The following is a 25,026-nucleotide window of genomic DNA, read 5'->3' as shown; positions in this document are numbered from 1 at the left end:
GAGCGGGCAAGCCCGCGAAGAGGCCGGCTCAGGCAACACAAATCACTGCCCGGCTTCGCTCAGGATCAGCTTGCCATTCTTGTCCAGCGGAATGGTCGACCCGGGCTCGTGATCCATCTTCACCTGCCCCACCTTGTCGCCAATGGTGTACTTCACGTTGTAGCCCACCACTTTCTCACTGATGTCGTTGACCGTATTGCAGCGGGTTTGCGTGGTGGTGTAGGTGTCACGCTCCTGCATGCCTTCCTGCACCTTGTTACCAGCATAACCACCACCGACCGCACCGGCCACGGTGGCGATCTTCTTGCCGCTACCACCACCAATCTGGTTACCCAGCAGGCCACCGGCAATGGCGCCCACCACGGTACCTGCGATCTGGTGTTGGTCCTTGACCGGCGCCTGCCGCGTCACGGCGACGTCCTTGCAGACCTCACGGGGGGTTTTTACCTGTTGTTTGATCGGTTGCACGTCGGTGACCTGCGCATACTCAGGCCCCTTGTTGACCAAGCTGTAGGTCGCGACAGCACCTCCGGCAGTCACACCGACAGCACCCAGTACCGCACCCACAAGCATTGATTTGTTCACATGAACCTCCTGATCATAACCCGCGGGTCCGACCCGCCTTCTCCCAGCCTTGGAGTAAAAAAAAAGGCGCGAGTTCAACACTCGCGCCTTTTTGGCCGCCAAACGGCGTGGAGCACGCCTTACGGACGGTCGTCCACACCGTCGGTCTTGGCCGGCGGGATCAGGTCTTCACTGCTCAGGTTCAGCCAGATCAGCACCACGTTGGCGATATAGATCGACGAATAGGTACCGGCCATGACGCCGATGAACAGGGCCAGCGAGAAGCCGAACAGGTTGTCGCCACCGAAGAACAGCAGCGCGGCAATGGCCAGCAAGGTCGAAACCGAGGTGGCGATGGTCCGCAGCAGGGTCTGGGTGGTGGAAACGTTGATGTTCTCGATCAGCGAGGCCTTGCGCATGACGCGGAAGTTCTCGCGCACCCGGTCGAACACGACGATGGTGTCGTTCAGCGAGTAGCCGATGATCGCCAGTACCGCCGCCAGCACCGTCAGGTCGAAGGTGATCTGGAAGAACGACAGGATACCCAGGGTCACCACCACGTCGTGGATCAGCGAGACGATCGCACCCACGGCGAACTTCCACTGGAAGCGGAAGGCCAGGTAGATAAGGATGCCGCCCAGTGCCAGGAGCATGCCCATGCCACCCTGGTCGCGCAGCTCTTCACCCACCTGCGGGCCTACGAACTCGACACGCTTGACCTTGGCCGGGTTGTCGCCACCGGCCTTCTGCAGGGCTTCAGCAACCTTGTTGCCCAGCTGTGGGTCATCGCCCGGCATGCGCACCAGCAGGTCGGTGGTGGCGCCGAAGCTCTGCACCACCGCCTCGTGGAAGCCGGAATTGACCAGCTCGGCACGCACCGCCTTGAGGTCGGCCGGGCGCTCGTAGGTCAGCTCGATCAGCGTACCGCCGGTGAAGTCCAGGCCGAAGTTCAGGCCCTTCTGCCACCAGCTGAATAGTGCCAGCACGGTGAGGAGCACGGTAACGGCGAACGCGACATTGCGCACGCCCATGAAGTTGATGGTTTTCATCGCAGCTCCCTCAAACCCACAGCTTCTTGATGTCACGCCCGCCGCAGGTCAGGTTGACCATTGCACGGGTCACCATGACGGCGGTGAACATCGAGGTGAAAATCCCGAGGGACATGGTGACCGCAAAGCCCTTGACCGGGCCGGTACCCATGGCGAACAGGATGCCGCCGACCAGCAGGCTGGTCAGGTTGGCGTCGATGATCGCGGTGTAGGCGCGGTTGAAGCCTTCATGAATGGCGCGCTGCACCGACATGCCGGCGTTCAGCTCTTCGCGGATACGCGAGAAGATCAGCACGTTGGCGTCCACCGCCATACCCATGGTCAACACGATACCGGCAATACCCGGCAGGGTCAGGGTCGCGCCCAGCAGCGACATCAGCGCCAGCAGCAGGACCATGTTGCCCGCCAGGGCGATGGTGGCGATCACACCGAAGGCGCGGTAGATGGCGATGATGAACAGCGAGACGAACAGCATGCCCCACAGCGATGCATCGATACCCTTGGTGATGTTGTCGGCACCCAGGCTTGGGCCGATGGTACGTTCTTCAGCGAAGTACATCGGCGCAGCCAGGCCACCGGCACGCAGCAGCAGGGCCAGTTCGGACGACTCGCCCTGGCCGTTCAGGCCGGTGATGCGGAACTGGCTGCCCAGCGGCGACTGGATGGTCGCCAGGCTGATGATCTTCTTCTCTTCCTGGAAGCTCTGTACGGCAACGTCCTTCTCGACGCCGTCGACGGTCTGCTTGACGTAGCGGGTGACCGGCTTCTGCTCGATGAAGATCACCGCCATGCTGCGGCCGACGTTGCTGCGGGTAGCGCGGGTCATCAGCTCGCCACCGTGGCCATCCAGGCGGATGTTCACCTGCGGGCGACCTTGCTCGTCGAAGCTGGCCTGGGCGTCGGTTACCTGGTCACCGGTGATGATCAGGCCGCGCTCGACCGCAGCGGAACGGCCGCCCTCACGGAACTCGAACACCTCGGTAGTGGCCTTGGACGCGCCCGGCTCGGCACCGAAGCGAAACTCCAGGTTGGCGGTTTTACCCAGGATACGCTTGGCTTCGGCAGTGTCCTGCACGCCTGGCAGCTCGACCACGATGCGGTTGGCGCCCTGGCGCTGTACCAGCGGCTCGGCCACACCCAGCTCGTTGACCCGGTTGCGGACGGTGGTGAGGTTCTGCTTGATCGAGTATTCGCGGATCTCGGCGACTTTCGCCTGGGTCAGCGCCAGACGCAGCACGGCGAGCTCGTTGCGCTCGGTGGTGGTCAGGTCGAAGTCATTGAAATTCTTGCGGATCAGGGCACGAGCCTGTTCGCGGGTAGCATCGTCAGCGAAGCCCAGCATGATGCCGCCATCCTGCTGAGGCAGGCTGCGGTAGCGGACGCGCTCTTTGCGCAGCAAGGTCTTGACCTCGCCTTCGTAGACTTTCATGCGGGCGTTCATGGCCTTGTCCATGTCCACTTCCAGCAGGAAGTGCACACCACCGGACAGGTCCAGGCCCAGTTTCATCGGGCTTGCGCCCAGGTTGCGCAACCATTGCGGGGTAGTCTGGGCCAGGTTCAGGGCCACGACGTAATCATCGCCCAGTGCCTTGCGCACTACATCCTTGGCTGGCAGCTGGTCTTCCTGATTGGTCAGGCGGATCAGCCCGCTGCCCTTCTCACCCAGGCTCGCGCCCTTGACGGCGATCTTGGCATCGCCCAGCGCCTTGCTGACGCGGTCGAGGTCGGCCTGGTTCACCTGCAGCGCCGAGCTGGCACCACTGATCTGTACCGCCGGATCATCCGGGTAGAGGTTGGGAGCGGAATAAATGAAACCGACCACCAGTACCAGCACGATCAGTGCATATTTCCACAGAGGGTATTTGTTCAGCATCACGCCGCCCGTTCAAGACGCGGGGCGCGTTGCGCGCCCCGACTGGAAAGAAAAACCGGTAACTCAGATAGCCTTGAGCGTACCTTTTGGCAGGGTGGCCGCGATGGCACCCTTCTGGAACTTCAGCTCGACGTTGTCGGAAACTTCCAGTACCACGAAATCATCGGAAACCTTGATGATCTTGCCGGCGATGCCGCCGTTGGTGACAACTTCGTCACCCTTCTGCAAGTTGCTCAGCAGGTTCTTCTGCTCTTTTGCACGCTTGGCCTGCGGGCGCCAGATCATCAGGTAGAAGATGACCAGGAAACCGACCAGGAAAATCCACTCGAAGCCGGTACCGGCTGGGCCGGCGGCAGGTGCTGCGGCGTCCGCGTATGCGGCGGGGATCAAGAAGCTCATTGGGCACTCCTAATGTAATTTTCTAATAATGGATGCGGACAGTCAGTCCAAAGGCGGCACAGGAAGCCCGCGCTTGGCGTAGAAGGCGTCGACAAAGGCGGCCAATTTACCCTGTTGAATAGCCTCGCGTAAACCGGCCATCAAGCGCTGGTAATGGCGCAAGTTGTGGATGGTATTCAGCATGCTGCTCAGCATTTCGCCGCACTTGTCCAGGTGATGGAGATAGGCGCGGGAGAAGTTGGTGCAGGTGTAGCAGTCACAGGTCGGATCCAGCGGCGAATCATCGTGGCGATGGAACGCATTGCGGATCTTGATCACCCCTGTATCGACGAACAGATGACCGTTGCGCGCGTTACGCGTCGGCATCACGCAGTCGAACATGTCGACGCCGCGGCGCACACCCTCAACGAGATCTTCCGGTTTGCCTACCCCCATAAGGTAACGAGGTTTGTCAGCAGGCATCTGGCCCGGCAGGTAATCCAGCACCTTGATCATTTCGTGCTTGGGCTCGCCCACCGACAGGCCACCGATGGCCAGGCCGTCGAAGCCGATGTTTTCCAGGCCTTCCAGCGAGCGCATGCGCAGGTCCTGGTACATGCCACCCTGGACGATACCGAACAGCGCCGCGGTGTTGTCGGCGTGGGCGTTCTTCGAGCGCTGGGCCCAGCGCAGCGACAGCTCCATGGACGCGCGCGCCACATCGTGCTCGGCCGGGTACGGGGTGCACTCGTCGAAGATCATCACCACGTCCGAGCCCAGGTCACGCTGCACCTGCATCGACTCTTCCGGGCCCATGAACACCTTGGCGCCATCGACCGGCGAGGCGAAGGTCACGCCCTCTTCCTTGATCTTGCGCATGGCGCCCAGGCTGAACACCTGGAAGCCACCGGAGTCGGTGAGGATCGGGCCTTTCCACTGCATGAAGTCGTGCAGGCCGTTGTGCTTCTTGATCACCTCGGTGCCCGGGCGCAGCCACAGGTGGAAGGTGTTGCCCAGGATCATCTCGGCGCCGATGGCCTCGATGTCGCGCGGCAGCATGCCCTTGACCGTGCCATAGGTACCCACCGGCATGAACGCCGGGGTTTCCACGGTGCCGCGTGGGAAGGTGATGCGGCCACGACGGGCCTTGCCGTCGGTGGCCAGCAGTTCGAAGGACATTCGACAGGTGCGACTCATGCTTGATCCTCGGGCCCGCGTGGCGCCGGATTGCGGGTGATGAACATGGCATCACCGTAACTGAAGAAGCGGTACCCCTGCTCGACCGCCGCCGCGTAGGCGGCCATGGTCTCGGGGTAGCCGGCGAAGGCCGAGACCAGCATCAGCAGCGTGGACTCCGGCAGGTGGAAATTGGTGACCAGCGCGTCGACCACATGGAACGGCCGGCCCGGGTAGATGAAGATGTCGGTGTCGCCGCTGAAGGCCTTGAGCACGCCATCGCGCGCGGCGCTCTCAAGCGAACGCACGCTGGTGGTGCCGACCGCGACCACCCGGCCGCCACGGGCGCGGCAGGCCTCGATGGCATCGACCACATCCTGGCCCACTTCGAGCCACTCTTTATGCATGTGGTGGTCTTCGATCTTGTCGACCCGCACCGGCTGGAAGGTGCCCGCGCCCACGTGCAAGGTGACGAAAGCCCGCTCGACGCCCTTGGCGGCGATCTTTTCCAGCAGCGCCTCGTCGAAGTGCAGGCCTGCGGTGGGCGCGGCGACCGCACCGGCACGTTCGGCGTACACGGTCTGGTAGCGCTCACGGTCGGCGCCCTCGTCCGGGCGGTCGATGTAGGGCGGCAGCGGCATGTGGCCGACGCGGTCGAGCAGCGGCAGCACTTCTTCGGTGAAGCGCAGCTCGAACAGCGTGTCATGGCGCGCGACCATTTCGGCCTCGCCGCCGCCATCGATGAGGATGACCGCGCCTACCTTGGGCGCCTTGCTGGCGCGCACATGGGCCAGCACCCGATGGCTGTCGAGCACGCGCTCGACCAGCACTTCCAGCTTGCCGCCGGAAGCTTTCTGGCCGAACAACCGCGCCGGGATCACCCGGGTGTTGTTGAACACCATCAGGTCTCCGGGGCGCAGATACTCGAGCAGATCGGGGAATTGCCGGTGCGCCAGCGCGCCGCTCGGTCCATCGAGGACCAGCAGACGGCTGCCATGGCGCTCGGCCAGTGGGTGGCGGGCGATCAGGGAATCGGGGAGTTCGAAGGAAAAATCGGCGACGCGCATGATGATGTTCGGTTCGGCAGGGCCGGGAAGTTTAGCCCAATGTGTGAAAATTGACCATGAAAGCCGATTGACCGACCAGCGGTGGCTCTCTATACTGCGCGCCACATGCCCTGATGGCGGAATTGGTAGACGCGGCGGATTCAAAATCCGTTTTCGAAAGGAGTGGGAGTTCGAGTCTCCCTCGGGGCACCAAGATCCGGAAAAAACCGACCTTATGGTCGGTTTTTTTGTGCCTGCGATTTCCTCAAGCAGCGCCACTCCCTGTAGAAGCGGCCTTGTGTCGCGAAGGACCGCACAGCGCCCCCAAGGTCCTGACAGTCACCTCAATTCCGTAGCAAATCTTTAAGATTTCCCCACCTTCCCGTAGTCCATTTCCCAAACATACTCCCTGCCCCTTTCAAGCCATTGCGGTGCTCTGGATCGCATCCTAGTCTCGGCCTGTCGTTGCCATTTCAAGGACCGGCTTTGACAGGCGATCCAGTAACCCCCATCACTAGAGCGCAGATCACTAAAGACTCGACAGAAAGTTTCACAATGTGCAACTTTCTGTGCATCGAACAATTTATGGTTCTACACTTTATTTCAATAACCGTGACTTTTGGTAGAACCACCACCATGCGCGACCTCCAACCCTTACGTCGCCTCCATAGGGGCCTGCAGCAGCTAGCTACTGCGCAACGCTACCTGTTCACCCCCGCCGATATGCGGGCCCTGCTACCAGACCTCTCCGACAGTGCCTACCGCACCGTACTGAGCCGTGCCGCCAACGACAGCACCTTGATCCGACTCTGCCGTGGCCTTTACCTCTACACCCCGGCCAAACCCAACCAAGGGCTGGTCCTGTACCACGCTGCCGCACGCCTGCGAGCGAACAACCTGAACTACATCAGCCTGGAGTCCGCCCTCAGCGACGCCGGCGTGATCTCGCAGGTCCCCCTGAATTGGCTAACCCTCATGTCATCCGGACGCACTCAGACCATACGTTGCGGAACATTCGGCACACTTGAGTTCATCCACACCAGGCGCAAGGCCACCGACCTTCAGGGCCAGGTTGACTATGACGAGCGCTGCCGACTGTGGCGCGCCAAGCCTGCCCTTGCCCTCGCAGACATGAAACGCGCCAAGCGCAGTCTGGACCTGATTGATTGGGAAATAGCCAATGAACTTGTTTGACCAGCTCGTCCAGCAGGCCCTCACCAACACGCCCGACCTGGCCCCGTTGCAGGTGGTCGTGGAAAAGGAACTGCTGCATCACGACATCATGCGGATCCTGAGCGAAACAGGTCTGTTGCAGGACCTCTGCTTCATTGGGGGAACATGTTTGCGGACTTGCTATGGCTCCCGACGGCTCAGTGAAGACCTCGACTTTACGGGCGGTGCGGATTTCAAACGGGAGGATTTTGCTGCGCTGAAGGAGAACCTCATTGCAAGCCTGAACGACAAGTACGGGCTACAGGTGGATGTAAGCGAACCTACGCGGGAGGAAGGCAATGTGGACACATGGAAGCTACGCGTGCAAACACGTCCCGAGGCACGAAGCCTGCCAGCGCAGAAAATCCATATAGATATCTGTGCAATCCCTTCCTACCAGCCTAAGCCGATGACCTTGTTAAACCCTTATGGGGTCGACATGGGAACCGAAGGATTGATCGTCAACGCGCAAAGTCTTGAGGAAATCTTCGTTGATAAGTTGCTGGCATTTGCGCTGCGACGGGGCCGTATCAAGAATCGAGATCTTTGGGATATCGCCTGGCTCAGGCAGCGGGCGGTGACGCCCGCTTATGAACTTGCCGAAAGAAAGCTTGGTGATCATGCGACCACTGTTGAAGTATTCCTTCAGCAGGGTGAGGAGCGGGTGGCCAGTTTGGGGCAGGAGCAGACACAGCGAGATTTTCAGAAAGAGATGCGCAGGTTTCTGCCGCTGCAGGTTGTAACGCAGACTGTCGATAATCGGGCGTTCTGGGAGTACGTCGTACAGACGGTAAGGGACCATTTCAGCGAGTTGCGGACGCATCTCGGCCACAAAGGTCGCGATGGAGGCGACTTGACATTCCTGATGTGAATTTTCTGGAGATTCATATTCAGGGGCTGTGTTCAATGGCTCTCTCCCCCTTTGCACTTTATTGAGATGAAAAGCGGGCCGCCGAGAGGGGTAAGCGATCCTAGGCACTCGTTTTGATTTTGGTTTTCCTTGACGAGACGCAACGAGGCGGACCAGGATTCCTCTACCCATGCTAGGTTTGAACAGTGGAGGTTCAGAGTGCAAGGTGTCAGAGTCGAGATACCAAGAGAAACGGTGGTTCGGCGTTATATGTCGCTGAACATATTTCAGAAAAACCGACCTTATGGTCGGTTTTTTTGCCCGTCCGGTCAGCGCCAGCGATCCAGCTGCCCCTGGGCACGGCTGCTGAAAATCGTCAGCAGCTCGCTCAATGTATGCGGTGACGGTTCGGCAGTGCGGGTCACCGCATGCAAGGTAATCGGCAGCGCCGGGGTCAGCGGCCTGATCGCGGTCGCCCCAGGCGCCGCGCCAAGTGCGGTGAAGGGATCGATCACCGCCAGCCCAGCACCGGATTCGACCATCGCCCTGGCCAGGGAATAGGTTTGCACCGCGATGCTCACCTGTGGCGGCGGCTCCACCGCCTTGAGGTAGCTTTCGAGGCGCACCGACAGCGGGTCGGCGCTGGACAGCCCGATCATGGGCGCACCGGCCAGTGCCGCCAACGGCAGCGGCTTGCCTTCATCTTCCAGCGGCCAATAACCTGCCGGTGCCAATGCCACCAAAACTCCGCTGGCCAGCGCCTGCGCCTTGAGCGCTGGGTGATCTGGCTGTTGCAGGGTCAGGGCGACATCGATCTCCCGCATCAACAGGTTCTGCACCAGTTCGCGACTGTGGGCGCTGGACAGCTCGCAGGCGATGTCCGGGTACCGCTGGGTCCACTCATGAATGGCCGGCGGCAGCAGTGACAGGGCCAGCGCCGGGGTCGCACCGATCCGCAGGCTGTGGCCCGGCGCGCGACGCAGGCTTTGCGCCAGGCGTCGCACCCCTTGCAGGCTCTCCGTGACCTTGTCGACCTCACGCTCCAGCTCCAGCGCTTCGGGTGTGGGCTGCAGCTTGCCGCGCACCCGCAGGAACAACGGAAAGCCCAGTTGCTGCTCGGCGTGCTGCAGCACCTTGGTCACGGCAGGTTGGGAAACGTGCAGCAACTGCGCGGCACCGCTGACCGAGCCGGTCTGGCGGATGGCCTGGAAAATTTCGATATGACGAAGGCGCATGGCAAGTCCATAACCTTTGTTTATGGCTCAGCGATCTTTATTCATTTTTCGCCACCTGTCACCTGGCCCTAACCTCAGCCTCGCTCCAACAAAGAACAAGGACTGACATGGCTCAGCATGTATGCATCATCGGCGGTGGCGTCATTGGCCTGTCAACCGCTTACGCACTGGTACGCGACGGCTTTGATGTGACGCTGATCGAGGCTCGCGATTCGTTGGGCAGTGAAACCAGCTTCGCCAACGGCGGCCAGCTGTCCTATCGCTACGTGGCGCCCCTGGCCGACGCAGGTGTGCCATTGCAGGCCCTTGGCTGGATGCTGCGCGGTGAATCGCCGCTGCGATTGCGCCCGCGCTTCGATCGTGCGCAGTGGCGCTGGATGGCAGCATTCCTGGGTGCTTGCCGCTCCTCGGTCAACCGCGCCAACGCCGGCCATCTGCTGCGCCTCGCACTGCTGAGCCAGTCGACCTTGCAAGCCTGGCGTGAGGAGGACGGCCTGGGTGGTTTCAACTGGCGACGCAACGGCAAGCTGGTCACCTTCCGCAAGGCCAGCAGCTTCGCACATGCGCGCAATAACCTTGCCGCGCCCCAGCAACAACAGGTGCTGTCGCACGCCGACTGTGCCCGTCTGGACCCAGCGCTGGCAGAGGCGCCCTTTGTCGGCGCCATCTATACCCCGGATGAAGAAGTCGGCGATTGCCACAGCTTTTGCCAGCAACTGGCGGCGCGCTTGCAGGCGTCGGGACGCTGCAAGTTCCGCCTGGGGCAGGCGGTGTCCGGAATTCGCCATGCGCATGGCGTGGTGAATGCGATTGAACTGGACGACGAAGTGCTGCCGGTGGAGCACCTGGTGGTTGCGGCCGGCCATCGCAGTGCGTTGCTGGCACTGCCGGGCATTGACCTGCCGCTGTATCCGCTCAAGGGTTATAGCCTGACAGTACCGATCGGCGCCCAACACCGGGCGCCGGACCTGAGCATCACCGACTACGACCGCAAGATCGTCTACGCCCGGATCGGTGAACAGCTGCGGGTGGCGGCGATGGTCGACATTGTCGGTTTCGATCCGTCGCTGGACCCGAAGCGCCTGGCCTTGCTCAAGCGCCAGGCCCGCGAGACTTTCGCCAACGCCGGTAATTATGACTACGCCATCGAATGGGCCGGCATGCGTCCGGCCACGCCTAGCGGCGTGCCGCTGCTGGGCGCAACGGCGTATCGCAACCTGTGGCTGAACCTTGGCCATGGTGCGCTGGGCTTTACCCTGGCCTGCGCCAGCGCACGTCTGCTGAGTGAACTGATCGGCCAGCGCCGCCCCTCCATCGACCTGCAGGGTTTCACCGCCCGTGCGGCTGGTGGAAGTAACCGTACTGCAGCATGTCTCTGATCCCCTCACCTACAACGGAGAATAACAATGCGAAAAATCACGTTGATCGGCTGCACCCTTGGCCTGTTGCTAGCCACCCAGGCCCATGCTGACGAAGCAGCGCTGGGGCCTACCCTGAGCAAGATTGCCAGAGCCAACAGCATTACCTTGGGCTATCGCGATGCTTCAGTACCGTTCTCCTATGTGGGCGACCATTCGGGGCAACCCATGGGCTACTCGGTAGACCTGGCGAACAAGATCGTCGAGCGGGTACAGCAGAAGTTGGCATTGCCCCAGCTCAAGGTGAAATACAACCTGGTGACATCGCAAACCCGCATTCCGCTGGTACAGAACGGTACCGTTGACCTGGAGTGCGGCTCGACCGGCGTCACCGCAGAGCGCCAGAAGCAGGTGGCGTTTTCCTACGGGTTCATCTATGTCAAAGGTCAATTACTGACAGCCAAAGACAGCGGAATCAAGAGTTTCACCGACCTGCGCGGCAAGAACGTGGTAACCACCGCCGGCACCACCAACGAACGCTATCTGAAAAGCTACAACGTCGATAACAAGATGGACATGTACGTGATCAGCGCCAAGGACCACGGTGAAGCCTTCCAGATGTTGCAGTCCGGCCGAGCGGCGGCGTTCTACATGGACGATGCGCTGCTCTACGGAGAACGCGCCAAGGCCCGCGACCCGCACAATTGGGTGGTGGTCGGGGAAGAGCAGTCACGGGAAATCTACAGCTGCATGGTGCGCAAGGATGACCCACAGTTCCTCGCGCAGGTGAACGCGGCGCTGGGCGAGCTGTACAGCTCAGGGGAAATCAACGGGATCTACCAGCGCTGGTTCGAACAGCCGATTCCGCCTAAAGGCTTGAACCTGGAATTCCCGATGACCAGCGAACTCAAGGCCATCTTTGCCAAGCCGGTGAGTGACCCGGTGCAATAGTTTCTGCTCGGCATCCACCTACGTATGGATCACGGCGGCAGTGACCTGCAAGCGTCACTGCCAGACGTCGCTACTGGGTGAGCGCCGCACGCTCGGGCTTTCTGTGAACACGTCTGGTAACAACCCCTGACGAACCACTCCGAACCATGCCCATCCCTCGACGTCCGATCCTGCATTACCCGCGTTTCGAGGTACCCCGCGTGAAAGACATCATCACCCGCAAGTACCGCCTGGTCGTGAAGACCGTCGGCTACATCGGCTGGTCGCTGTTCTGGCTGCTGATCTGGGATGTGCTGGTCACCATCGATTTCATGCTGTTCTTCAACAGCAAGTTCACCCTGCCGCTAATCCCGTTGACCTTGCTGGGCTCGGCGCTGGTGGTGCTGGTGAGCTTTCGCAACAGCAGCGCCTACAACCGCTGGTGGGAGGCGCGCACATTGTGGGGGGCGCTGGTGAACAGTTCACGCAGCTTCGCGCGGCAGGCGCTGACCCTGATCGATGACCCGGATGATGGCCTGAACCCGATCAAGGCTACCTTGCTGCGCCGGCATATCGCCTATGTGAACTGCCTGGCGGCACACTTGAAGGGCGAGCGCTGCCCGGATGAACTGATGGCGTTCATCCCGCCTGCGGAATTCGAGCGGCGCAACCGTTCGAACAATTTCGCCAACGACATTCTGAGCGGTTCGGCGGCGTTGCTGGCGCGGGAATACCAGGCCGGGCGGCTGGACAGCATTCGCCTGGCAAGGCTGGAGTCGACGCTGGTGGACCTGTCCAATGCCCAAGGTGGCATGGAACGGATCGCCAATACGCCGCTGCCCTACCCTTACGTGTACTTTCCGCGGCTGTTCATCACCCTGTTCTGCCTGATCGTACCGGTGGGGCTGGTGGAATCGCTGGGCTGGTTCACGCCGCTGGCTTCGACGGTGGTGGGCTTCATGCTGCTGGCCATCGAGCGGATCGGGACGGATTTGCAGAGCCCGTTCAGATTCAGTGAACACCAGATCCAGATGGACAGCATTTGCGAGACGATCGAGCGGAACCTGGAGTCGATGCAGCGGGAGGCGCAGTGCGGGGAGTTGGCTTAGTGCCAGACCTCAACGGCCCTATCGCCGGCAAGCCAGCTCCCACAGGGGCCGTGGAATCCTGTGACCTTGCACCGTACCTGTGGGAGCTGGCTTGCCGGCGATAGGGCCGCAACGCTGCCCCGGCTATCCATCAGGCCCGCACATAGCGCTGGCGCAACACATCACTCAACGCATCCACCAGTAACACCAGCACCAGCATCCCCATGATCACCGTGCTGGCCTGAGCCTCCTGGAACAGGCTCAAGGTGGTGTACAGCATCTGCCCCAACCCACCCGCACCGACAAACCCCAGCACGCTGGCCATGCGGATATTGTTCTCCCACCGGTACAGGCTATAAGCCAGCAACTGCGGCCACAGATTGGGCAAGGTGCCAAAGCAGAATGCCGCCACCTGGCTACCGCCCTGCAAGCGGATAGCCGCGGCCGGCTCCGGCGGTGCGTTCTCCAGCGCCTCGGCAAACAGCCGCCCCAGCACGCCAGCGGTATGCAGCGCCAACGCCAGCGTACCGGCATTCGGCCCAAGCCCGGCCGCCAGCACCGTCAGCGCGGCCCACACCAGTTCCGGGATGGCCCGCAGGGCATTCAGCAACAACCGCGCACAGGCCTGCAGCGGCCAACCGAACCGGCCAGCGGCCGGCAGCGCCAACAGCATGCCCAGCAGCATGGCCAACAAGGTGCCCAAGCCCGACATGGCCAGGGTTTCCAGCGCCCCGTGCGCAACCGCGCGCAGGTGCCCGGCAGACAGGTCCGGGTGCAGGAAACGCCCGGCATATTCGCCCATCTGCCCCAGCCCGCCGTTGCCGACCAGCGCATGCAAGTCCAGCTCCAGGAATGCGAACGAGGCCATCACCGCAGCACCGATGGCGCCTAGCACCAGCCAATTGATGACCCGGTTCATGCCAGCCTCCAACGCAGGAAGCGGCTGAGCAGGTCGGCCAGCATCACCAGGACCAGGAACGTCAGCAGCATGCTTGCCACTTCCGCTCCAGCGAACATGCGCATCGACAGGTCGATCTGCTGCCCCAGCCCACCAGCACCGACAAAGCCCATCACCACCGAGGCGCGTACGGCGCACTCCCAGCGGTACACGGTGTAGGACACCACTTCGGACACCGCACTGGGCAGGATGCCGTAGAAAAACGCAGCCAGGCGGCCACTACCCGCCTGCAGCAAGGCATGGGCCGGGCGCTGGTCGACCGACTCGAAGATCTCGGCATAGACCTTGCCGAGCATGCCACTGTAGGTGATGGCAATGGCCAGTACGCCCGCCGTCGGCCCCAGCCCCACGGCCCGCACGAACAGCAACGCCCAGACGATTTCCGGCACACTGCGCAGAAAAATCAGCAACCAGCGCACCGGCAGGCGCAGCAACCGCGACCATAACCCGGCGCGACCGCCACGGGAGGCTGCGCGCAGCGACAGGGCACGGCTGGCCAGCAACCCGGCAGGGACCGCCAGCAGCAACGCCAACGCCATGCCGGCCGTGGCCACGGCCAGGGTCTGCAGGGTGGCTTCATACAGCAGCGAAAGGAAATCGGCATCGTGTGCCGGTGGCCAGAAGGCACTGGTGAAACTGGCGATCTGCTGGCGGTTCTCTGCCTGCAGCAGCACCCCGGGGTTCAGTTCGCTCAATCGGATGCCAGGCCATAGTACCGCCACCGCCAGCAGGGTCAGCAGCAACCGCGGCAGCAGCGCCGGGTCGCGGGCATCAAGCTTCAGCATCGCGGAATCTGCACGGTCAGGGTCGGCCCCTGGCTTGGCGGTGAAGCCAGTTGTTCGTTGGCGTACAGCGCATCCAGCAACTGCTCGGTCACCGCTTGCGCCGGGCAGTCGAACGCCACCTGCCCTTCGCGGATACCAATCACCCGCGGGAAGTGCGCCAGCGCCAGATCCACGGCATGCAGGCTCGCCACCAGGGTCACGCCATTGGCCTGTGCGTGGCGGTTTAGCAAGGCCAGGCTGTGGTCGGCCAGCACCGGGTCCATGGCCGACACCGGCTCGTCAGTCAGCAACACCTGCGGCCGCTGGTACAGCGCCCGGGCAATACCCACCCGCTGCAACTGGCCACCAGACAATTGCCCGCACTGCACGAACAGTTTGTCGGCCAGGCCCAGCTCGGCCAGGGCTTGGCGCGCCCCCGGCACATCACTGGGGTACAGCAGGTTGAGCAGGCCGCGCAGCACACCCCACTGCCCCAGGCGGCCGGCCAGCACCGCCGTCACCACCCGCTGGCGCGGTGGCAAGGGCGGTGCCTGGTGCACCAGGCCTACCCGCGCACGCAGGCGCTGGCGGGCCCTGGCGGACAGCGCCCAGGGCTGTTCGCCGAGCAGCTCCAGGCGCCCGCTGCTGGGCTGGACGGCGGTCGCCATCAGGTGCAGCAAGCTGGACTTGCCCGCCCCCGAAGGCCCGATGATGGCGACGCGCTCGCCCTGGCCGATGCTCAGGCTCACGGCATCAAGCGCACGCACCTGGCCATGGCGCAGCCCGGCCCCGTGCAGATGAATAGCCACGTTGGAAGCCACTGTCGATGTCACTTGAGCAGGCCGGCCTCGCGTGCTGCCTGCTCGGTGCCCACGTAGTTCTCAGGTTTGGTCTCGATGAAGCGGCTGGCGGCCTGCAGGTCGAGGATCGCCTTGTGCTCCGGGTTGGCCGGGTCGAGGTCGAGGAAGGCTTTCTTGATCTTCTCTTTCAGCGCCGGGTCCATGTTGCCGCGCACGGTCCAGTTGTAGTCGAAGTAGGTCGGGGTGGTGGCGAACACCTTCACCTTGGCGGTATCGACCTTGCCGGCATCCACCAGCTTCTGCCACACGCTGGCGTTGAGCACGCCGCCATCGACCTTGCCGGCCTGCACCCAGGCCACGGTGGCATCGTGGGCGCCGGAGTAGGCAACGCGGCCGAAGTAGTCTTCAGGCTTGATGTTGTCCTGCTTGAGCATGAAGTAACGCGGCATCAGGCTGCCCGAGGTAGACGAGATGGAACCGAAGGCAAACGACTTGCCCTTGAGGTCGGCCAGGCTCTTCACATCAGGGTTGGCGGTGATGAACTTGGAAGTGAACTGCGCATCCTGTTCACGCTGCACCAGCGGCGTGGCGGCAGGGTCCTTCAGGTGCACCTGCACGAAGGTGAAGCCCCCCAGCCAGGCCAGGTCCAGGCGGTTGGAAGCCAACGATTCGACTACCGCCGGGTAATCGGCCACCGGCACGAACTTCACCTCCATGCCCAGCTGCTTGGCCAGGTATTCGCCCAAAGGCTTGAACTTGCGCTGCAGTTCGGTCGGTGCTTCGTCAGGGATGGCGCTGACCCGCAGGGTGTCGGCAGCCTGGGCAACAACGGCACAGCAAGACAGCACGAGGCCGGCGGCGAGCGCCAGAGGGCGTTTGAGCATGGGTGTTCTCCGGTTCAATAGCGGGGAAAGGTCGGCTTATGCGCCGACGACGGGAATTATAAGAGGCGCAGGCGCAAAGGCCAGCTTTGCTACAATCGCGCATCAAATTGACCTCCTGAGGTGCACATGAGCGAGCCGATTCGCCTGACCCAGTACAGCCATGGTGCCGGCTGTGGCTGCAAGATATCCCCCAAGGTGCTGGATGTGATCCTCGCTGAAAGCGGCGCCCAGGCCCTGGACCCGAAACTGTGGGTGGGCAACGCCTCGCGCGACGACGCTGCCGTGTACGCGCTGGATGACGAGCGCGGCGTGGTCTCGACCACCGACTTCTTCATGCCGATCGTCGATGACCCGTACGACTTCGGCCGCATCGCCGCCACCAATGCCATCAGCGACATCTACGCCATGGGCGGCGACCCGCTGATGGCCATTGCCATCCTCGGCTGGCCGGTCAACGTGCTGCCGCCGGAAGTGGCCCGCGAAGTGATCCGCGGTGGCCGTGCAGTGTGCGCCGAAGCCGGCATCCCGCTGGCCGGCGGCCACTCCATCGACGCGCCCGAGCCGATCTTCGGCCTGGCCGTCACCGGCGTGGTCAGCAAGCGCCACCTCAAGCGCAACGACACCGCCAGCGCAGGCTGCCACCTGTACCTCACCAAGCCGCTGGGTATCGGCATCCTCACCACCGCCGAGAAAAAGGCCAAGCTGCGCACCCAGGATCAGGGCCTGGCGCGCGACTGGATGTGCACCCTCAATACCCCCGGCAGCCGCTTCGGCAAGCTTGACGGGGTCAAGGCCATGACCGACGTCACCGGTTTCGGCCTGCTCGGCCACCTGGTGGAACTGGCTGAAGGCAGTGGCCTTACCGCACACCTGGACTATGCCGCCGTCCCGCGCCTGCCCAGCGTCGACCACTACCTGGCCGAGGGCTGCATCCCCGGCGGTACCCTGCGCAACTTCGACAGCTACGGCCACAAGATCGGCGCCCTGAGCGACGACCAGAAGCACCTGCTGTGCGACCCGCAGACCAGCGGCGGCCTGCTGGTGGCGGTTACCCCGGAAGGTGAAGCCGAGTTCCTGAAGGTGGCCGCCGAACTGGGCCTGCAGCTGGCACCGATCGGCAAGCTGGTCGAGCGACAGAGCCACGCGGTCGAGGTGATCTGATGCGCCCCGACTGCACCGACTTCCGCCAGTTGTTCCTCGACGATGTGCCGATGATGGACATGCGTGCACCTGTCGAATTTGCCAAGGGCGCCTTCCCCGGTGCCGTAAACCTGCCGCTGATGAATGACCAGGAGCGGCAAAAGGTCGGCACCTGCTACAAGCAGAAGGGCCAGGCTGAAGCCATCGTTCTGGGCCACAAGCTGGTCAGCGGCGAGATCAAGCAGGCACGTCTGGAGGCCTGGGCAAAGTTCGCCGAGGATCACCCGGAAGGCTACCTGTACTGCTTCCGTGGCGGCCTGCGCTCGCATCTTGTGCAGAAAGTGCTGCGCGATGAGAAGGGCATCGACTACCCGCTCGTCGAGGGCGGCTACAAGGCCATGCGCCACTTCCTGCTGGAGACTACCCAACAGGCGGTCGCGCAATGTGATTTCGTGCTCGTGGGCGGCCTGACCGGCACCGGCAAGACCGACGTGCTGCACCTGCTGGACAACGAGCTGGACCTGGAGGGCTACGCCAACCATCGAGGTTCCAGCTTTGGCAAGCGCGCCACTGCACAGCCAGCGCAGATCGACTTCGAGAACAGGCTGGCCATAGACGTGTTGAAAAAACGCGCCCGGGGTATCGAGCAGTTCGTGCTGGAAGACGAAGGCCGAATCGTGGGCAGCTGCACCGTACCGCTGGAGTTGTACCAGGGCATGCAGCAATACCCGCTGGTGTGGCTGGAAGACAGTTTGGCCAACCGCGTGGAGCGTATCCTGCGCGACTACGTGATCGACCTGAGCGCCGATTTCGTCAGCCTGCATGGTGAAGAAGATGGCCTTCGACTGTTTGCCGAAACGCTTCTGCAGAGCATGGCCAGGATTCACAAGCGCCTCGGCGGCGAGCGCCATCAGCGGCTGTCGGAAATCCTGCGCCAGGCGCTGGAAGAACAGCAGCGCAGTGGTTCGGTGGAGTTGCACCGGGTCTTCATCGAAAGCTTGCTGAGCGAGTATTACGACCCGATGTATGCCTACCAGCGTGCAGCGAAGGCAGAACGTATCGAGTTTGCCGGGGATGCGGTGGAAGTGCGCGAGTACCTCAAGGCCCGGGCGCTGCGCGAACCGCGCAGCTAAAGCTGCTCCCAAGAGCAGTGCAATACCTGTAGGAGCGGCCTTGTGTCGCGAAAGGGCTGCGCAGCAGCCCCGGCTGTTTTCGCCATGATGCTGAAATCGGGGGCCGCGTTGCGGCCCTTTCGCGACACAAGGCCGCTCCTACAAGGGGGCCAGTCATTCCTGACATGACCTCACTGCCCAGGGCTGAGCACCCGCTCCAGCTCCGCCGCGCGGTCGCGGGTCATGTCCATCACACAGGTCCCACCTTCCAGCTGCGCCATGGTCCCGCCACTGGTCTGCACATGGAACCCGCAATTGCCATCGCGGTAGGCAAGCCAAATACTTGGTCATAAACCCTGCTTGTGGGTATCACAGCGTCTGTGGCTGTTCCGGCGGCATCAGTACCTTGCCCGGTTCGAAGCGCAGCGATGGCATCTGCGTTGCCGCATACAACGCCACGCCAAGCGCCGCGATCAACACCACATCCAGCCAGCTCCAGCCCGGCATGTCGTCGGCGCTGCGAGCCCTCCAGCAATGCCAGGCCTGGCCTACGCAAAACACCACCATCGCCGCCAGCCACAGGTAGAAACCGGCACCGAAACCAGCCAGGTCATGAAATTCATAGCTCTGATTGTCCGGCAGGCGGTCAATTCCAAAGCTGCTGGCCGCCAGATACACAGCCACCAGCCCGACCAGCAATGACAGCCGGCGAAAGCGTCGATGAGCAAGGACCGCCAGGGCCAGCAACGGGTTGGCAAACCACTGGTACAGACCGAAGGGCATGCCCCAGGGCCCATACAACAGCATCTGCAGGGCCGGCATATGGCGGTCGCCGCTCATCAGCGCGCCATCGAAGAACAGTGCGAGCAGGTACAGCAGCAGGCTGAAACTCAGGTAGAAAACGGGCAAAAGATTTACTTCCTAGGCAACCGGGGGCTCTAGCAGAAGGCCATAAATACCCGAATCGGACAACTCGCCGGCAACGCACCAACGCGCACGCAATGTGCCTTCCAGCACGAAGCCCTGACGCTCCAGAGTGCGTGCCGAACCTTGGTTGCGCGGGTCTATCTCGCCTTCCAGGCGGCGCATGTGCAGGGTGTGGGCGAGGTAGTCGATGAAGCAGGTCAGTGCTTCGTCCATGTAGCCCCTGCCCTGCACCGCGCTGGCGAGGCAGTAGCCGATTTCACCACGGCGGGATACATCGTCGATGTTGAACAGCTGGACCATGCCGATCAGTTCGCTGTTGTCACGGCGGTACATGCCAAGCTTGAGCTGGTCGCCATTGGCATAGGCTTCGCGGTCGGCGGCCAGGGCGCTTTCGGCTTCGGCCAGGTTTTGCCAAGGTGCATGGTGCCAATAGCGCATGACCTCGGGGTCGGCCATGATCGCCAGCCATTGCGCGGCATCGGCATGGCGCATGGGGCGCAATTGCAGACGCGGGCTGTCGAGGCAGAGGTCACTGGGGAAACTGCGGGGTGGGGTCACGCCGGATCTCCTGTCCATTGCTGAGGAGATGACAGTTTAACGTCAAGCGATCGGTTCAAGCATCCCGGGGCTGCTGCGCAGCCCATCGCCGGCAAGCCAGGCTCCCACAGGTATAGTGCAAGGCTCCGGGCCTGTGGTGTACCTGTGGGGGCCTGGCTTGTCGTGGCGACGAACCGCGTCGATGGGCCGCAAAGCGGCCCCAAAAATCGTTCAGGCGCCCCGATTCAAGCCCATTTCCATGTCATTGATCAGCGCCTTGGCCATGGCGCTGAGAATGCGCGCCGCGCTGCCAGCGATCTTGTCGCCCTCCATCTCGGCCTCTTCGTTCAAATGCTTGATGCAGCCGATCAGGACCGACAATTCATCGAATGCCAGGTCAAGCGGTACGCCCGGTTCTACCCGGTAAAGCTCGAGGAACTTCTCCACGCCTGCGGTGGTGCGGGATTTGAGGTAATTGCTCATGATGAACTCCAAATGTGTGCTGAAGGCAACCACCTCGATCCTTCTCACAGATTTGGGCGGCAGCCGTGCGCGAGGTGAGAAGCCCGTGTTGGAGTCACCACGGTCAAGCCGAAGCCTGCACGCGCACAGCTGCCATAAGCTGACAAGAGGACTACCAACAACGAGTTCTCACACTCGCTCGCCTTCTGGGCGAACGGTGAAGTTAACGCTGTGGTATTTCCCTGCCTATCAGACGGCAACCGACTGAGCTCGTAGGATAATTCCCAATGCCCGGCCACCTGAAGCATTTGGTTTCAGTTTCAGAATCTTCTTACAGCTGATGGCCTCTTCGCGGGCACGCCCGCTCCCACAGGGACCGCACAGTGTTTGAGTCCTGTGCAGTACCTGTGGGAGCGGGCGTGCCCGCGAAGAGGCCGACAAAGGCAACCAGGATGAATCAGGCCACCTCAGCCCCATCATCCGGCCAATGCGGCTCGTTGGCCCCGGGCGGGGTCAGCGGTGGCAGGCCATACGCTGCCCGCGCATCGTCGCAGCTGGGGTTATGCACCCCACCCTCCCACGACGCCTCGAACTCGCGGCAGGGGCTGGAACGGTTGGCGTAGATGGTGCACGCCACCTCCTGGCCGATCTCGCCCTGCAGGCTGATGCAGCGGCAGGGTTTGGCATCGGTGCCGATCATGGCAACACGGGTGGGGTTGATCTGTACCACCAGGTCGTCCGGTACAAGGCCCCCGGCAGACTGGCATTCGCCCCAGAAAAAGGACACACGGAAGTACCCGCAGCAGGCGCCGCAGTCAAGGCAAGGGTTGTATTCGGACATGATGGCACGAAGGGAAGGTTGTTGTTATCGGGGCTGGCCCGCGGCGCCATTTTCAATCCAAGCCGGGGCGGCTGGATAGAGGGGGAATGCAAAAATATTTGCCGCTGATCCGACGATTCAATATAGGCGACCAACGTCTTTCCCGGCCACCCGTTCAAGTTAGCGTAATGCCTTGTAGGAAGTGACATCCCAATGCTGCAGGCCAAGGCCTTCGGTCGGCTCATAGCCATTACCGCACACCTTGCTGAAGGGAATGCAGGCCTCGCCGCAATACACCAAGCGGTCGTCATCTTCGCCCTCGGTAAGCACGGTATACGACTCGCTGCGCATGGCCTTGTACTGCCCTTCGGCAGCGGCCATGACCATGTGATATCGCATCAACTGGCGGTCGCTCAGGGACAGGCGCTTGTCCAGTTGCACACCCCAGCGGGTCAGGCAGACCTCGGCAAAATGGCGAACGATCAACCCCGGCTCCGCCAGTACCTTGCCGTCACCCGCACCGTCGACGGAGGCGTTGCCCACCAGCGTGGCATGCCGGCCTGGCATGGGGTAGATGCACATCCGCGTATCCGGTTCGACCGAGGGGATCACACAGGCGAAACCTTTTGATCGTTCGTCCCGCGAATAGAAACCCACGTACTCGCGGACATTGCCCGCCAGGGTTACCCGCTGGCTTTGCAGGTTACCGATGCCAGGCACCGGGTCGATGACGAAGATATTGACGGGTATGTCCCGTAATACAGGGTCCTGCGCCATGGCGTTGGCCAGCATGTGGCAACTGATCCCTCCCCTGCTCCAGCCCACAAGGTTCACCTGGGTCGGCAAGCGAGGCTTGCGGAACAAGCTGATGATGCGCTCCTGCAACTCCTGCGGTGTTGGATGGCGCTCGCCGTAGTCGTAGGTGCGCCAGAACCAGGAGGCTGTGGAGGAAACATCCGGAATGGGTACGCCAGCATCCTTGAGGCGCTCGTACTCCTCCTCGCTCAGCTTGGTGCGCTGCCAGCTGCTTTCACCCTTGATCACCTGCAGCACATGGTTGACGTTCTCTTCCCACCCGCGGCCGAACAACTGACCGGTCCAGTTGAAGTAGCCGCCGGGCTCGACGAACAGGTTGTCGTCCTGGAGGTTGCCGCTGCCGGGGCCGTCAACGGCGATCCAGTGGGCAAACTCGCGGCCCTGGTCATTGCTGGCCAGGGTAGAGACCAGCTCGCCATTCCAGAAGTTGGGGTTGGCGTCGTCGAAGCGGTGGGAACCGGTGCCGCAGAAATAGGCGGTGAAAACACTCATTTGTGGATCTCTGTGGTGAGAAATGAGTGCAGAAAAATAGGTAGATCAATCGGTGGGATGCAGGTGGAAAACTCGCCCTTGAGTCAGTCGGGGCTGCTTTGCAGCCCCAACAGCTTATTTGCGGGCCACCCCATCAGCCCGGAACATCTGCCGGATCCCGCGAATCGCCTGGCGAATACGGTCCTGGTTCTCGATCAGGGCAAAGCGCACATGGTCATCACCATAATCACCAAAGCCGATCCCCGGCGACACGCATACCTTGGCCTCGGCCAGCAGCTTCTTGGAGAACTCCAGCGAGCCCAGGTGCGCGTACTCCGGCGGGATCTTCGCCCACACGTACATCGAGGCCTTGGGGTTCTCGACCATCCAGCCCAGCTCGTGCAACCCTTTCACCAGCAGGTTGCGGCGCTGGCGGTATTGCTCGGCGATGTCGCGCACGCACTGCTGGTCGCCTTCCAGTGCTGCAATGGCAGCCACCTGCAGCGGAGTGAAGGTACCGTAGTCGTGGTAGCTCTTGATCCGCGCCAGGGCACTGACCAACTCGGGGTTGCCGACCATGAAACCGATCCGCCAGCCGGCCATGTTGTAGCTCTTGGACAGGGTGAAGAACTCCACCGCGATGTCCTTGGCCCCCGGCACCTGCATGATCGACGGGGCTTTCCAGCCGTCGTAGACGATGTCGGCGTAGGCCAGGTCATGCACCACCAGCACGTTGTACTGCTTGGCCAATGCCACCACGCGCTCGAAGAAGTCCAGTTCCACGCACTGAGCGGTGGGGTTGGACGGGAAGCCGAGGATCATCATCTTCGGCTTGGGGATCGACTCGCGGATGGCCCGCTCGAGTTCGTTGAAGAAGTCCACACCCGGTACCAGCGGCACCGAACGCACCTGGGCACCGGCAATCACCGCCCCGTAGATATGGATCGGGTAGCTGGGGTTGGGCACCAGCACCGTGTCGCCCTGGTCGAGGGTGGCCAGCATCAGGTGTGCCAGGCCTTCCTTCGAGCCGATGGTGACGATGGCTTCGCTTTCCGGGTCGATGTCGACCTCGTAGCGTTCCTTGTACCAGTTGGAGATGGCCCGACGCAGGCGCGGGATGCCACGGGAGGTGGAGTAGCCGTGGGTGTCTTCACGCTGGGCGACCTGCACCAGCTTCTCGACGATGTGCGACGGGGTTGCGCCATCGGGGTTGCCCATGCTCAGGTCGATGATGTCCTCGCCACGGCGGCGGGCAGCCATCTTGAGCTCGGCAGTGATGTTGAAGACGTAAGGGGGGAGACGATCGATGCGCGCAAAGCGGCGCGGCGAACCTGGGTTGGCCATGGCTTCCTCTGAGTACGTAAGCGCCCGGAACCGTCCGAGCGACGCTGGCCGATGTGGCGGCCTGAATCAGAAGATAGTGCCGATACCGGATGCTTGTAAAGGACAATTTCCTGTTTTCATAGATCTTTTCAGATGTATTTTTTGAAAATAAGAAATTTAAATTCTGCTGTGCCGGCCTCTTCGCGGGCTTGCCCGCTCCCACAGGATTACTCACCTGCCCCGAGACCTGCGCCGTACCTGTGGGAGCGGGCGAGCCCGCGAACGAGGCCAGCACAGAAAAAGCCCATAAAAAAACCCCGGCACAGTGGCCGGGGTTTTCGTGAAACAGGCAGCAGTATCAGCGTGCGTATGTCATCAGCACGTCCGCAGCGGTCTGGCTGTCCACACCCATCATCACGCTCAGGGCAGTGACGGTGAGGATGGAGAAGCCGAACACCTTGCGGGCCCACTTGCTGTCGTCCTCGGCCTTGTAGCCACCCCAGGCCATGTACAGCCAGTACAGGCCCATGGCTGCTGCCACGGCCAGGTAGCCGAGGCCGGCGTAACCGCCGAGGGTAAGCATCAAGGTTGCGAGCACGAAGGCCAGCACGTACAGCACGATCTGCTTCTTCGCCGCGAGGATGCCACGTGCCACCGGCAGGACCGGAATGTTGGCAGCGCTGTAATCCTTGAAGCGGAAGATCGCGATGGCGAAGCTGTGCGGCATCTGCCACAGGCTGAACATCACCAGCAGGGTAACCGCAGCCAGGTCGAAGCTGTTGCTCACGGCGCAATAGCCGATCACCGGAGGCATGGCACCAGACAGGCTGCCGACCAAGGTGCCGTGCACCGATTTACGCTTCAGCCACAGGCTGTAGAAACCGACGTAGACGATGAAGCCGATCAGCGCACAGAACGCCGACAGCGGGTTGGCCTGGACATACAGCAGGCTGAAACCCGCCACCCCGAGCAGGGTGGCGTAGATCAGCGCGAGGGGCAGCGACATGCCGCCCTGGACCATGACGCGGTTCTTGGTGCGCTCCATCTTGTGGTCGATGTCACGGTCGATGCAGTTGTTGAACACGCATCCGGACGCAACCACCAGCGAAGTACCGATCACCACCGCCAGGAACAGGGCGAAATCCACATGGCCCTTCGAGGCAAGGAAGAAACCGCCTGCCACGGAAAGCACGTTACCGAAAATGATCCCCGGTTTGGTGATTTGGATAAAGTGCTTAACGGACATGCAGTCT

At 62.2% G+C, this 25,026-nt stretch carries 25 protein-coding genes, 1 tRNA gene and 1 pseudogene; 8 read left to right on the top strand and 19 right to left on the bottom strand.

The genetic code is table 11. From position 1 onward, the window contains the following. Positions 1-42: 42 nt before the first annotated feature. The 6 genes from CAG22_RS10340 to queA all read right to left on the bottom strand — a co-directional run bounded on the left by CAG22_RS10340 (position 43) and on the right by queA (position 6,107). Positions 43-585, bottom strand: coding sequence for a glycine zipper 2TM domain-containing protein (locus CAG22_RS10340; RefSeq protein WP_013971012.1), 543 nt, complete (start codon positions 583-585; stop codon positions 43-45). Positions 586-704: 119 nt separating this feature from the next. After that, on the bottom strand, positions 705-1,613 hold the full coding sequence (secF, locus tag CAG22_RS10335) for a protein translocase subunit SecF (protein WP_013971011.1): 909 nt from the start codon (positions 1,611-1,613) through the stop codon (positions 705-707). Between the two features lie 10 nt (positions 1,614-1,623). Beyond that, a complete protein-coding gene (gene secD, locus CAG22_RS10330; RefSeq protein WP_025337767.1) occupies positions 1,624-3,486 on the bottom strand; it encodes a protein translocase subunit SecD in 1,863 nt (620 codons plus the stop codon). 63 nt (positions 3,487-3,549) lie between these two features. Beyond that, complete coding sequence (gene yajC, locus CAG22_RS10325; RefSeq protein WP_016713216.1) at positions 3,550-3,885, bottom strand: preprotein translocase subunit YajC; 336 nt, start codon at positions 3,883-3,885, stop codon at positions 3,550-3,552. Between the two features lie 42 nt (positions 3,886-3,927). Next, the gene (gene tgt / locus CAG22_RS10320) at positions 3,928-5,043 is read right to left on the bottom strand and encodes a tRNA guanosine(34) transglycosylase Tgt (RefSeq protein ID WP_013971009.1); all 1,116 of its coding nucleotides are present in this window, start codon (positions 5,041-5,043) and stop codon (positions 3,928-3,930) included. Positions 5,044-5,057: 14 nt separating this feature from the next. Beyond that, a complete protein-coding gene (gene queA / locus CAG22_RS10315; protein WP_085665013.1) occupies positions 5,058-6,107 on the bottom strand; it encodes a tRNA preQ1(34) S-adenosylmethionine ribosyltransferase-isomerase QueA in 1,050 nt (349 codons plus the stop codon). A 107-nt stretch (positions 6,108-6,214) separates the two neighbouring features. Here queA and CAG22_RS10310 point away from each other — a divergent pair. The 3 genes from CAG22_RS10310 to CAG22_RS10300 all read left to right on the top strand — a co-directional run bounded on the left by CAG22_RS10310 (position 6,215) and on the right by CAG22_RS10300 (position 8,169). Further along, positions 6,215-6,299 (top strand) — tRNA-Leu (locus tag CAG22_RS10310). Positions 6,300-6,722: 423 nt separating this feature from the next. Continuing rightward, the gene (abiEi, locus tag CAG22_RS10305) at positions 6,723-7,280 is read left to right on the top strand and encodes a type IV toxin-antitoxin system AbiEi family antitoxin (protein ID WP_075046883.1); all 558 of its coding nucleotides are present in this window, start codon (positions 6,723-6,725) and stop codon (positions 7,278-7,280) included. After that, positions 7,267-8,169, top strand: a complete 903-nt coding sequence (locus CAG22_RS10300) for a nucleotidyl transferase AbiEii/AbiGii toxin family protein (protein ID WP_085587437.1) — start codon at positions 7,267-7,269, stop codon at positions 8,167-8,169. The genes abiEi and CAG22_RS10300 overlap by 14 nt, the downstream gene beginning before the upstream one ends. 308 nt (positions 8,170-8,477) lie before the next feature. Here CAG22_RS10300 and CAG22_RS10295 read toward each other — a convergent pair whose 3' ends face one another. Next, positions 8,478-9,383: a LysR family transcriptional regulator gene (locus tag CAG22_RS10295; RefSeq protein WP_085587435.1), complete on the bottom strand. Its 906-nt coding sequence runs from the start codon at positions 9,381-9,383 to the stop codon at positions 8,478-8,480. Between the two features lie 107 nt (positions 9,384-9,490). Between CAG22_RS10295 and CAG22_RS10290 the strand changes: the two genes are divergently transcribed. The 3 genes from CAG22_RS10290 (at position 9,491) to CAG22_RS10280 (ending at position 12,780) form a co-directional block, all read left to right on the top strand. Then, a complete protein-coding gene (locus CAG22_RS10290; protein ID WP_085705432.1) occupies positions 9,491-10,762 on the top strand; it encodes a D-amino acid dehydrogenase in 1,272 nt (423 codons plus the stop codon). Between the two features lie 27 nt (positions 10,763-10,789). Next, on the top strand, positions 10,790-11,692 hold the full coding sequence (locus tag CAG22_RS10285) for a transporter substrate-binding domain-containing protein (RefSeq protein ID WP_085705431.1): 903 nt from the start codon (positions 10,790-10,792) through the stop codon (positions 11,690-11,692). Positions 11,693-11,892: 200 nt separating this feature from the next. Further along, positions 11,893-12,780, top strand: coding sequence for a bestrophin family protein (locus CAG22_RS10280; RefSeq protein WP_075043821.1), 888 nt, complete (start codon positions 11,893-11,895; stop codon positions 12,778-12,780). 130 nt (positions 12,781-12,910) lie between these two features. On the opposite strand, the gene phnE is transcribed toward CAG22_RS10280, so the two are convergent. From phnE to CAG22_RS10260, 4 genes are read right to left on the bottom strand one after another with little or no spacing between them, the layout of a single operon-like run. After that, positions 12,911-13,678: a phosphonate ABC transporter, permease protein PhnE gene (gene phnE, locus CAG22_RS10275; RefSeq protein WP_085705430.1), complete on the bottom strand. Its 768-nt coding sequence runs from the start codon at positions 13,676-13,678 to the stop codon at positions 12,911-12,913. Then, the gene (locus tag CAG22_RS10270) at positions 13,675-14,502 is read right to left on the bottom strand and encodes an ABC transporter permease (protein ID WP_075043819.1); all 828 of its coding nucleotides are present in this window, start codon (positions 14,500-14,502) and stop codon (positions 13,675-13,677) included. Before CAG22_RS10270 ends, phnE begins: the two co-directional genes overlap by 4 nt. Continuing rightward, entirely contained in the window at positions 14,496-15,290 is a 795-nt protein-coding gene (locus CAG22_RS10265) for a phosphonate ABC transporter ATP-binding protein (protein WP_085587682.1), read from the bottom strand. Before CAG22_RS10265 ends, CAG22_RS10270 begins: the two co-directional genes overlap by 7 nt. 20 nt (positions 15,291-15,310) lie before the next feature. Then, the gene (locus CAG22_RS10260; protein ID WP_013970992.1) at positions 15,311-16,165 is read right to left on the bottom strand and encodes a putative selenate ABC transporter substrate-binding protein; all 855 of its coding nucleotides are present in this window, start codon (positions 16,163-16,165) and stop codon (positions 15,311-15,313) included. 126 nt (positions 16,166-16,291) lie between these two features. Here CAG22_RS10260 and selD point away from each other — a divergent pair, with 126 nt between their 5' ends. Together selD and mnmH are read left to right on the top strand one after the other, a co-directional pair. Continuing rightward, complete coding sequence (gene selD / locus CAG22_RS10255) at positions 16,292-17,326, top strand: selenide, water dikinase SelD (RefSeq protein ID WP_085705429.1); 1,035 nt, start codon at positions 16,292-16,294, stop codon at positions 17,324-17,326. Next, positions 17,326-18,438: a tRNA 2-selenouridine(34) synthase MnmH gene (mnmH, locus tag CAG22_RS10250; RefSeq protein WP_085705428.1), complete on the top strand. Its 1,113-nt coding sequence runs from the start codon at positions 17,326-17,328 to the stop codon at positions 18,436-18,438. Before selD ends, mnmH begins: the two co-directional genes overlap by 1 nt. Before the next feature lie 170 nt (positions 18,439-18,608). On the opposite strand, the pseudogene CAG22_RS10245 reads toward mnmH, so the two are convergent. From CAG22_RS10245 to cyoE, 8 genes and pseudogenes are all read right to left on the bottom strand, one after another. Further along, positions 18,609-18,755: pseudogene (locus CAG22_RS10245) on the bottom strand (lysozyme inhibitor LprI family protein); the annotation flags it as partial. Between the two features lie 31 nt (positions 18,756-18,786). Further along, a complete protein-coding gene (locus CAG22_RS10240) occupies positions 18,787-19,326 on the bottom strand; it encodes a hypothetical protein (RefSeq protein WP_085705427.1) in 540 nt (179 codons plus the stop codon). A 12-nt stretch (positions 19,327-19,338) separates the two neighbouring features. Beyond that, positions 19,339-19,902 carry a GNAT family N-acetyltransferase gene (locus CAG22_RS10235; RefSeq protein WP_085705426.1) on the bottom strand — a complete coding sequence of 188 codons (564 nt, stop codon included), beginning with the start codon at positions 19,900-19,902 and terminating at the stop codon, positions 19,339-19,341. A gap of 210 nt (positions 19,903-20,112) precedes the next feature. After that, positions 20,113-20,364 (bottom strand): DUF3077 domain-containing protein, encoded by a 252-nt coding sequence (locus tag CAG22_RS10230; protein WP_085587680.1) that lies wholly within the window; start codon positions 20,362-20,364, stop codon positions 20,113-20,115. Positions 20,365-20,800: 436 nt separating this feature from the next. After that, entirely contained in the window at positions 20,801-21,184 is a 384-nt protein-coding gene (locus CAG22_RS10225) for a YkgJ family cysteine cluster protein (protein ID WP_003259127.1), read from the bottom strand. Positions 21,185-21,343: 159 nt separating this feature from the next. Beyond that, entirely contained in the window at positions 21,344-22,471 is a 1,128-nt protein-coding gene (locus CAG22_RS10220) for a hypothetical protein (protein WP_085587416.1), read from the bottom strand. Between the two features lie 114 nt (positions 22,472-22,585). Then, entirely contained in the window at positions 22,586-23,794 is a 1,209-nt protein-coding gene (gene alaC / locus CAG22_RS10215; protein ID WP_085705425.1) for an alanine transaminase, read from the bottom strand. Positions 23,795-24,131: 337 nt separating this feature from the next. Beyond that, the gene (gene cyoE / locus CAG22_RS10210; RefSeq protein ID WP_025337747.1) at positions 24,132-25,019 is read right to left on the bottom strand and encodes a heme o synthase; all 888 of its coding nucleotides are present in this window, start codon (positions 25,017-25,019) and stop codon (positions 24,132-24,134) included. Between the last annotated feature and the right edge of the window lie 7 nt (positions 25,020-25,026).

Origin of the sequence: Pseudomonas sp. B8(2017), assembly GCF_002113575.1 — a bacterium.
GTDB classification, from domain to species: domain Bacteria; phylum Pseudomonadota; class Gammaproteobacteria; order Pseudomonadales; family Pseudomonadaceae; genus Aquipseudomonas; species Aquipseudomonas putida_Z.
Note: the sequence above shows the minus strand (reverse complement) of the source record. Positions and strands in the feature narration are given on the sequence as shown.

Bases quoted from the DNA above. Each gene is read 5' to 3' on its own strand.
- secF (WP_013971011.1), bottom strand. From the start codon at position 1,613: ATGAAAACCATCAACTTCATGGGCGTGCGCAATGTCGCGTTCGCCGTT.
- secD (WP_025337767.1), bottom strand. From the start codon at position 3,486: ATGCTGAACAAATACCCTCTGTGGAAATATGCACTGATCGTGCTGGTA.
- yajC (WP_016713216.1), bottom strand. From the start codon at position 3,885: ATGAGCTTCTTGATCCCCGCCGCATACGCGGACGCCGCAGCACCTGCC.
- tgt (WP_013971009.1), bottom strand. From the start codon at position 5,043: ATGTCCTTCGAACTGCTGGCCACCGACGGCAAGGCCCGTCGTGGCCGC.
- queA (WP_085665013.1), bottom strand. From the start codon at position 6,107: ATGCGCGTCGCCGATTTTTCCTTCGAACTCCCCGATTCCCTGATCGCC.
- abiEi (WP_075046883.1), top strand. From the start codon at position 6,723: ATGCGCGACCTCCAACCCTTACGTCGCCTCCATAGGGGCCTGCAGCAG.
- CAG22_RS10300 (WP_085587437.1), top strand. From the start codon at position 7,267: ATGAACTTGTTTGACCAGCTCGTCCAGCAGGCCCTCACCAACACGCCC.
- CAG22_RS10295 (WP_085587435.1), bottom strand. From the start codon at position 9,383: ATGCGCCTTCGTCATATCGAAATTTTCCAGGCCATCCGCCAGACCGGC.
- CAG22_RS10290 (WP_085705432.1), top strand. From the start codon at position 9,491: ATGGCTCAGCATGTATGCATCATCGGCGGTGGCGTCATTGGCCTGTCA.
- CAG22_RS10285 (WP_085705431.1), top strand. From the start codon at position 10,790: ATGCGAAAAATCACGTTGATCGGCTGCACCCTTGGCCTGTTGCTAGCC.
- phnE (WP_085705430.1), bottom strand. From the start codon at position 13,678: ATGAACCGGGTCATCAATTGGCTGGTGCTAGGCGCCATCGGTGCTGCG.
- CAG22_RS10270 (WP_075043819.1), bottom strand. From the start codon at position 14,502: ATGCTGAAGCTTGATGCCCGCGACCCGGCGCTGCTGCCGCGGTTGCTG.
- CAG22_RS10260 (WP_013970992.1), bottom strand. From the start codon at position 16,165: ATGCTCAAACGCCCTCTGGCGCTCGCCGCCGGCCTCGTGCTGTCTTGC.
- selD (WP_085705429.1), top strand. From the start codon at position 16,292: ATGAGCGAGCCGATTCGCCTGACCCAGTACAGCCATGGTGCCGGCTGT.
- mnmH (WP_085705428.1), top strand. From the start codon at position 17,326: ATGCGCCCCGACTGCACCGACTTCCGCCAGTTGTTCCTCGACGATGTG.
- CAG22_RS10230 (WP_085587680.1), bottom strand. From the start codon at position 20,364: ATGAGCAATTACCTCAAATCCCGCACCACCGCAGGCGTGGAGAAGTTC.
- CAG22_RS10225 (WP_003259127.1), bottom strand. From the start codon at position 21,184: ATGTCCGAATACAACCCTTGCCTTGACTGCGGCGCCTGCTGCGGGTAC.
- CAG22_RS10220 (WP_085587416.1), bottom strand. From the start codon at position 22,471: ATGAGTGTTTTCACCGCCTATTTCTGCGGCACCGGTTCCCACCGCTTC.
- alaC (WP_085705425.1), bottom strand. From the start codon at position 23,794: ATGGCCAACCCAGGTTCGCCGCGCCGCTTTGCGCGCATCGATCGTCTC.
- cyoE (WP_025337747.1), bottom strand. From the start codon at position 25,019: ATGTCCGTTAAGCACTTTATCCAAATCACCAAACCGGGGATCATTTTC.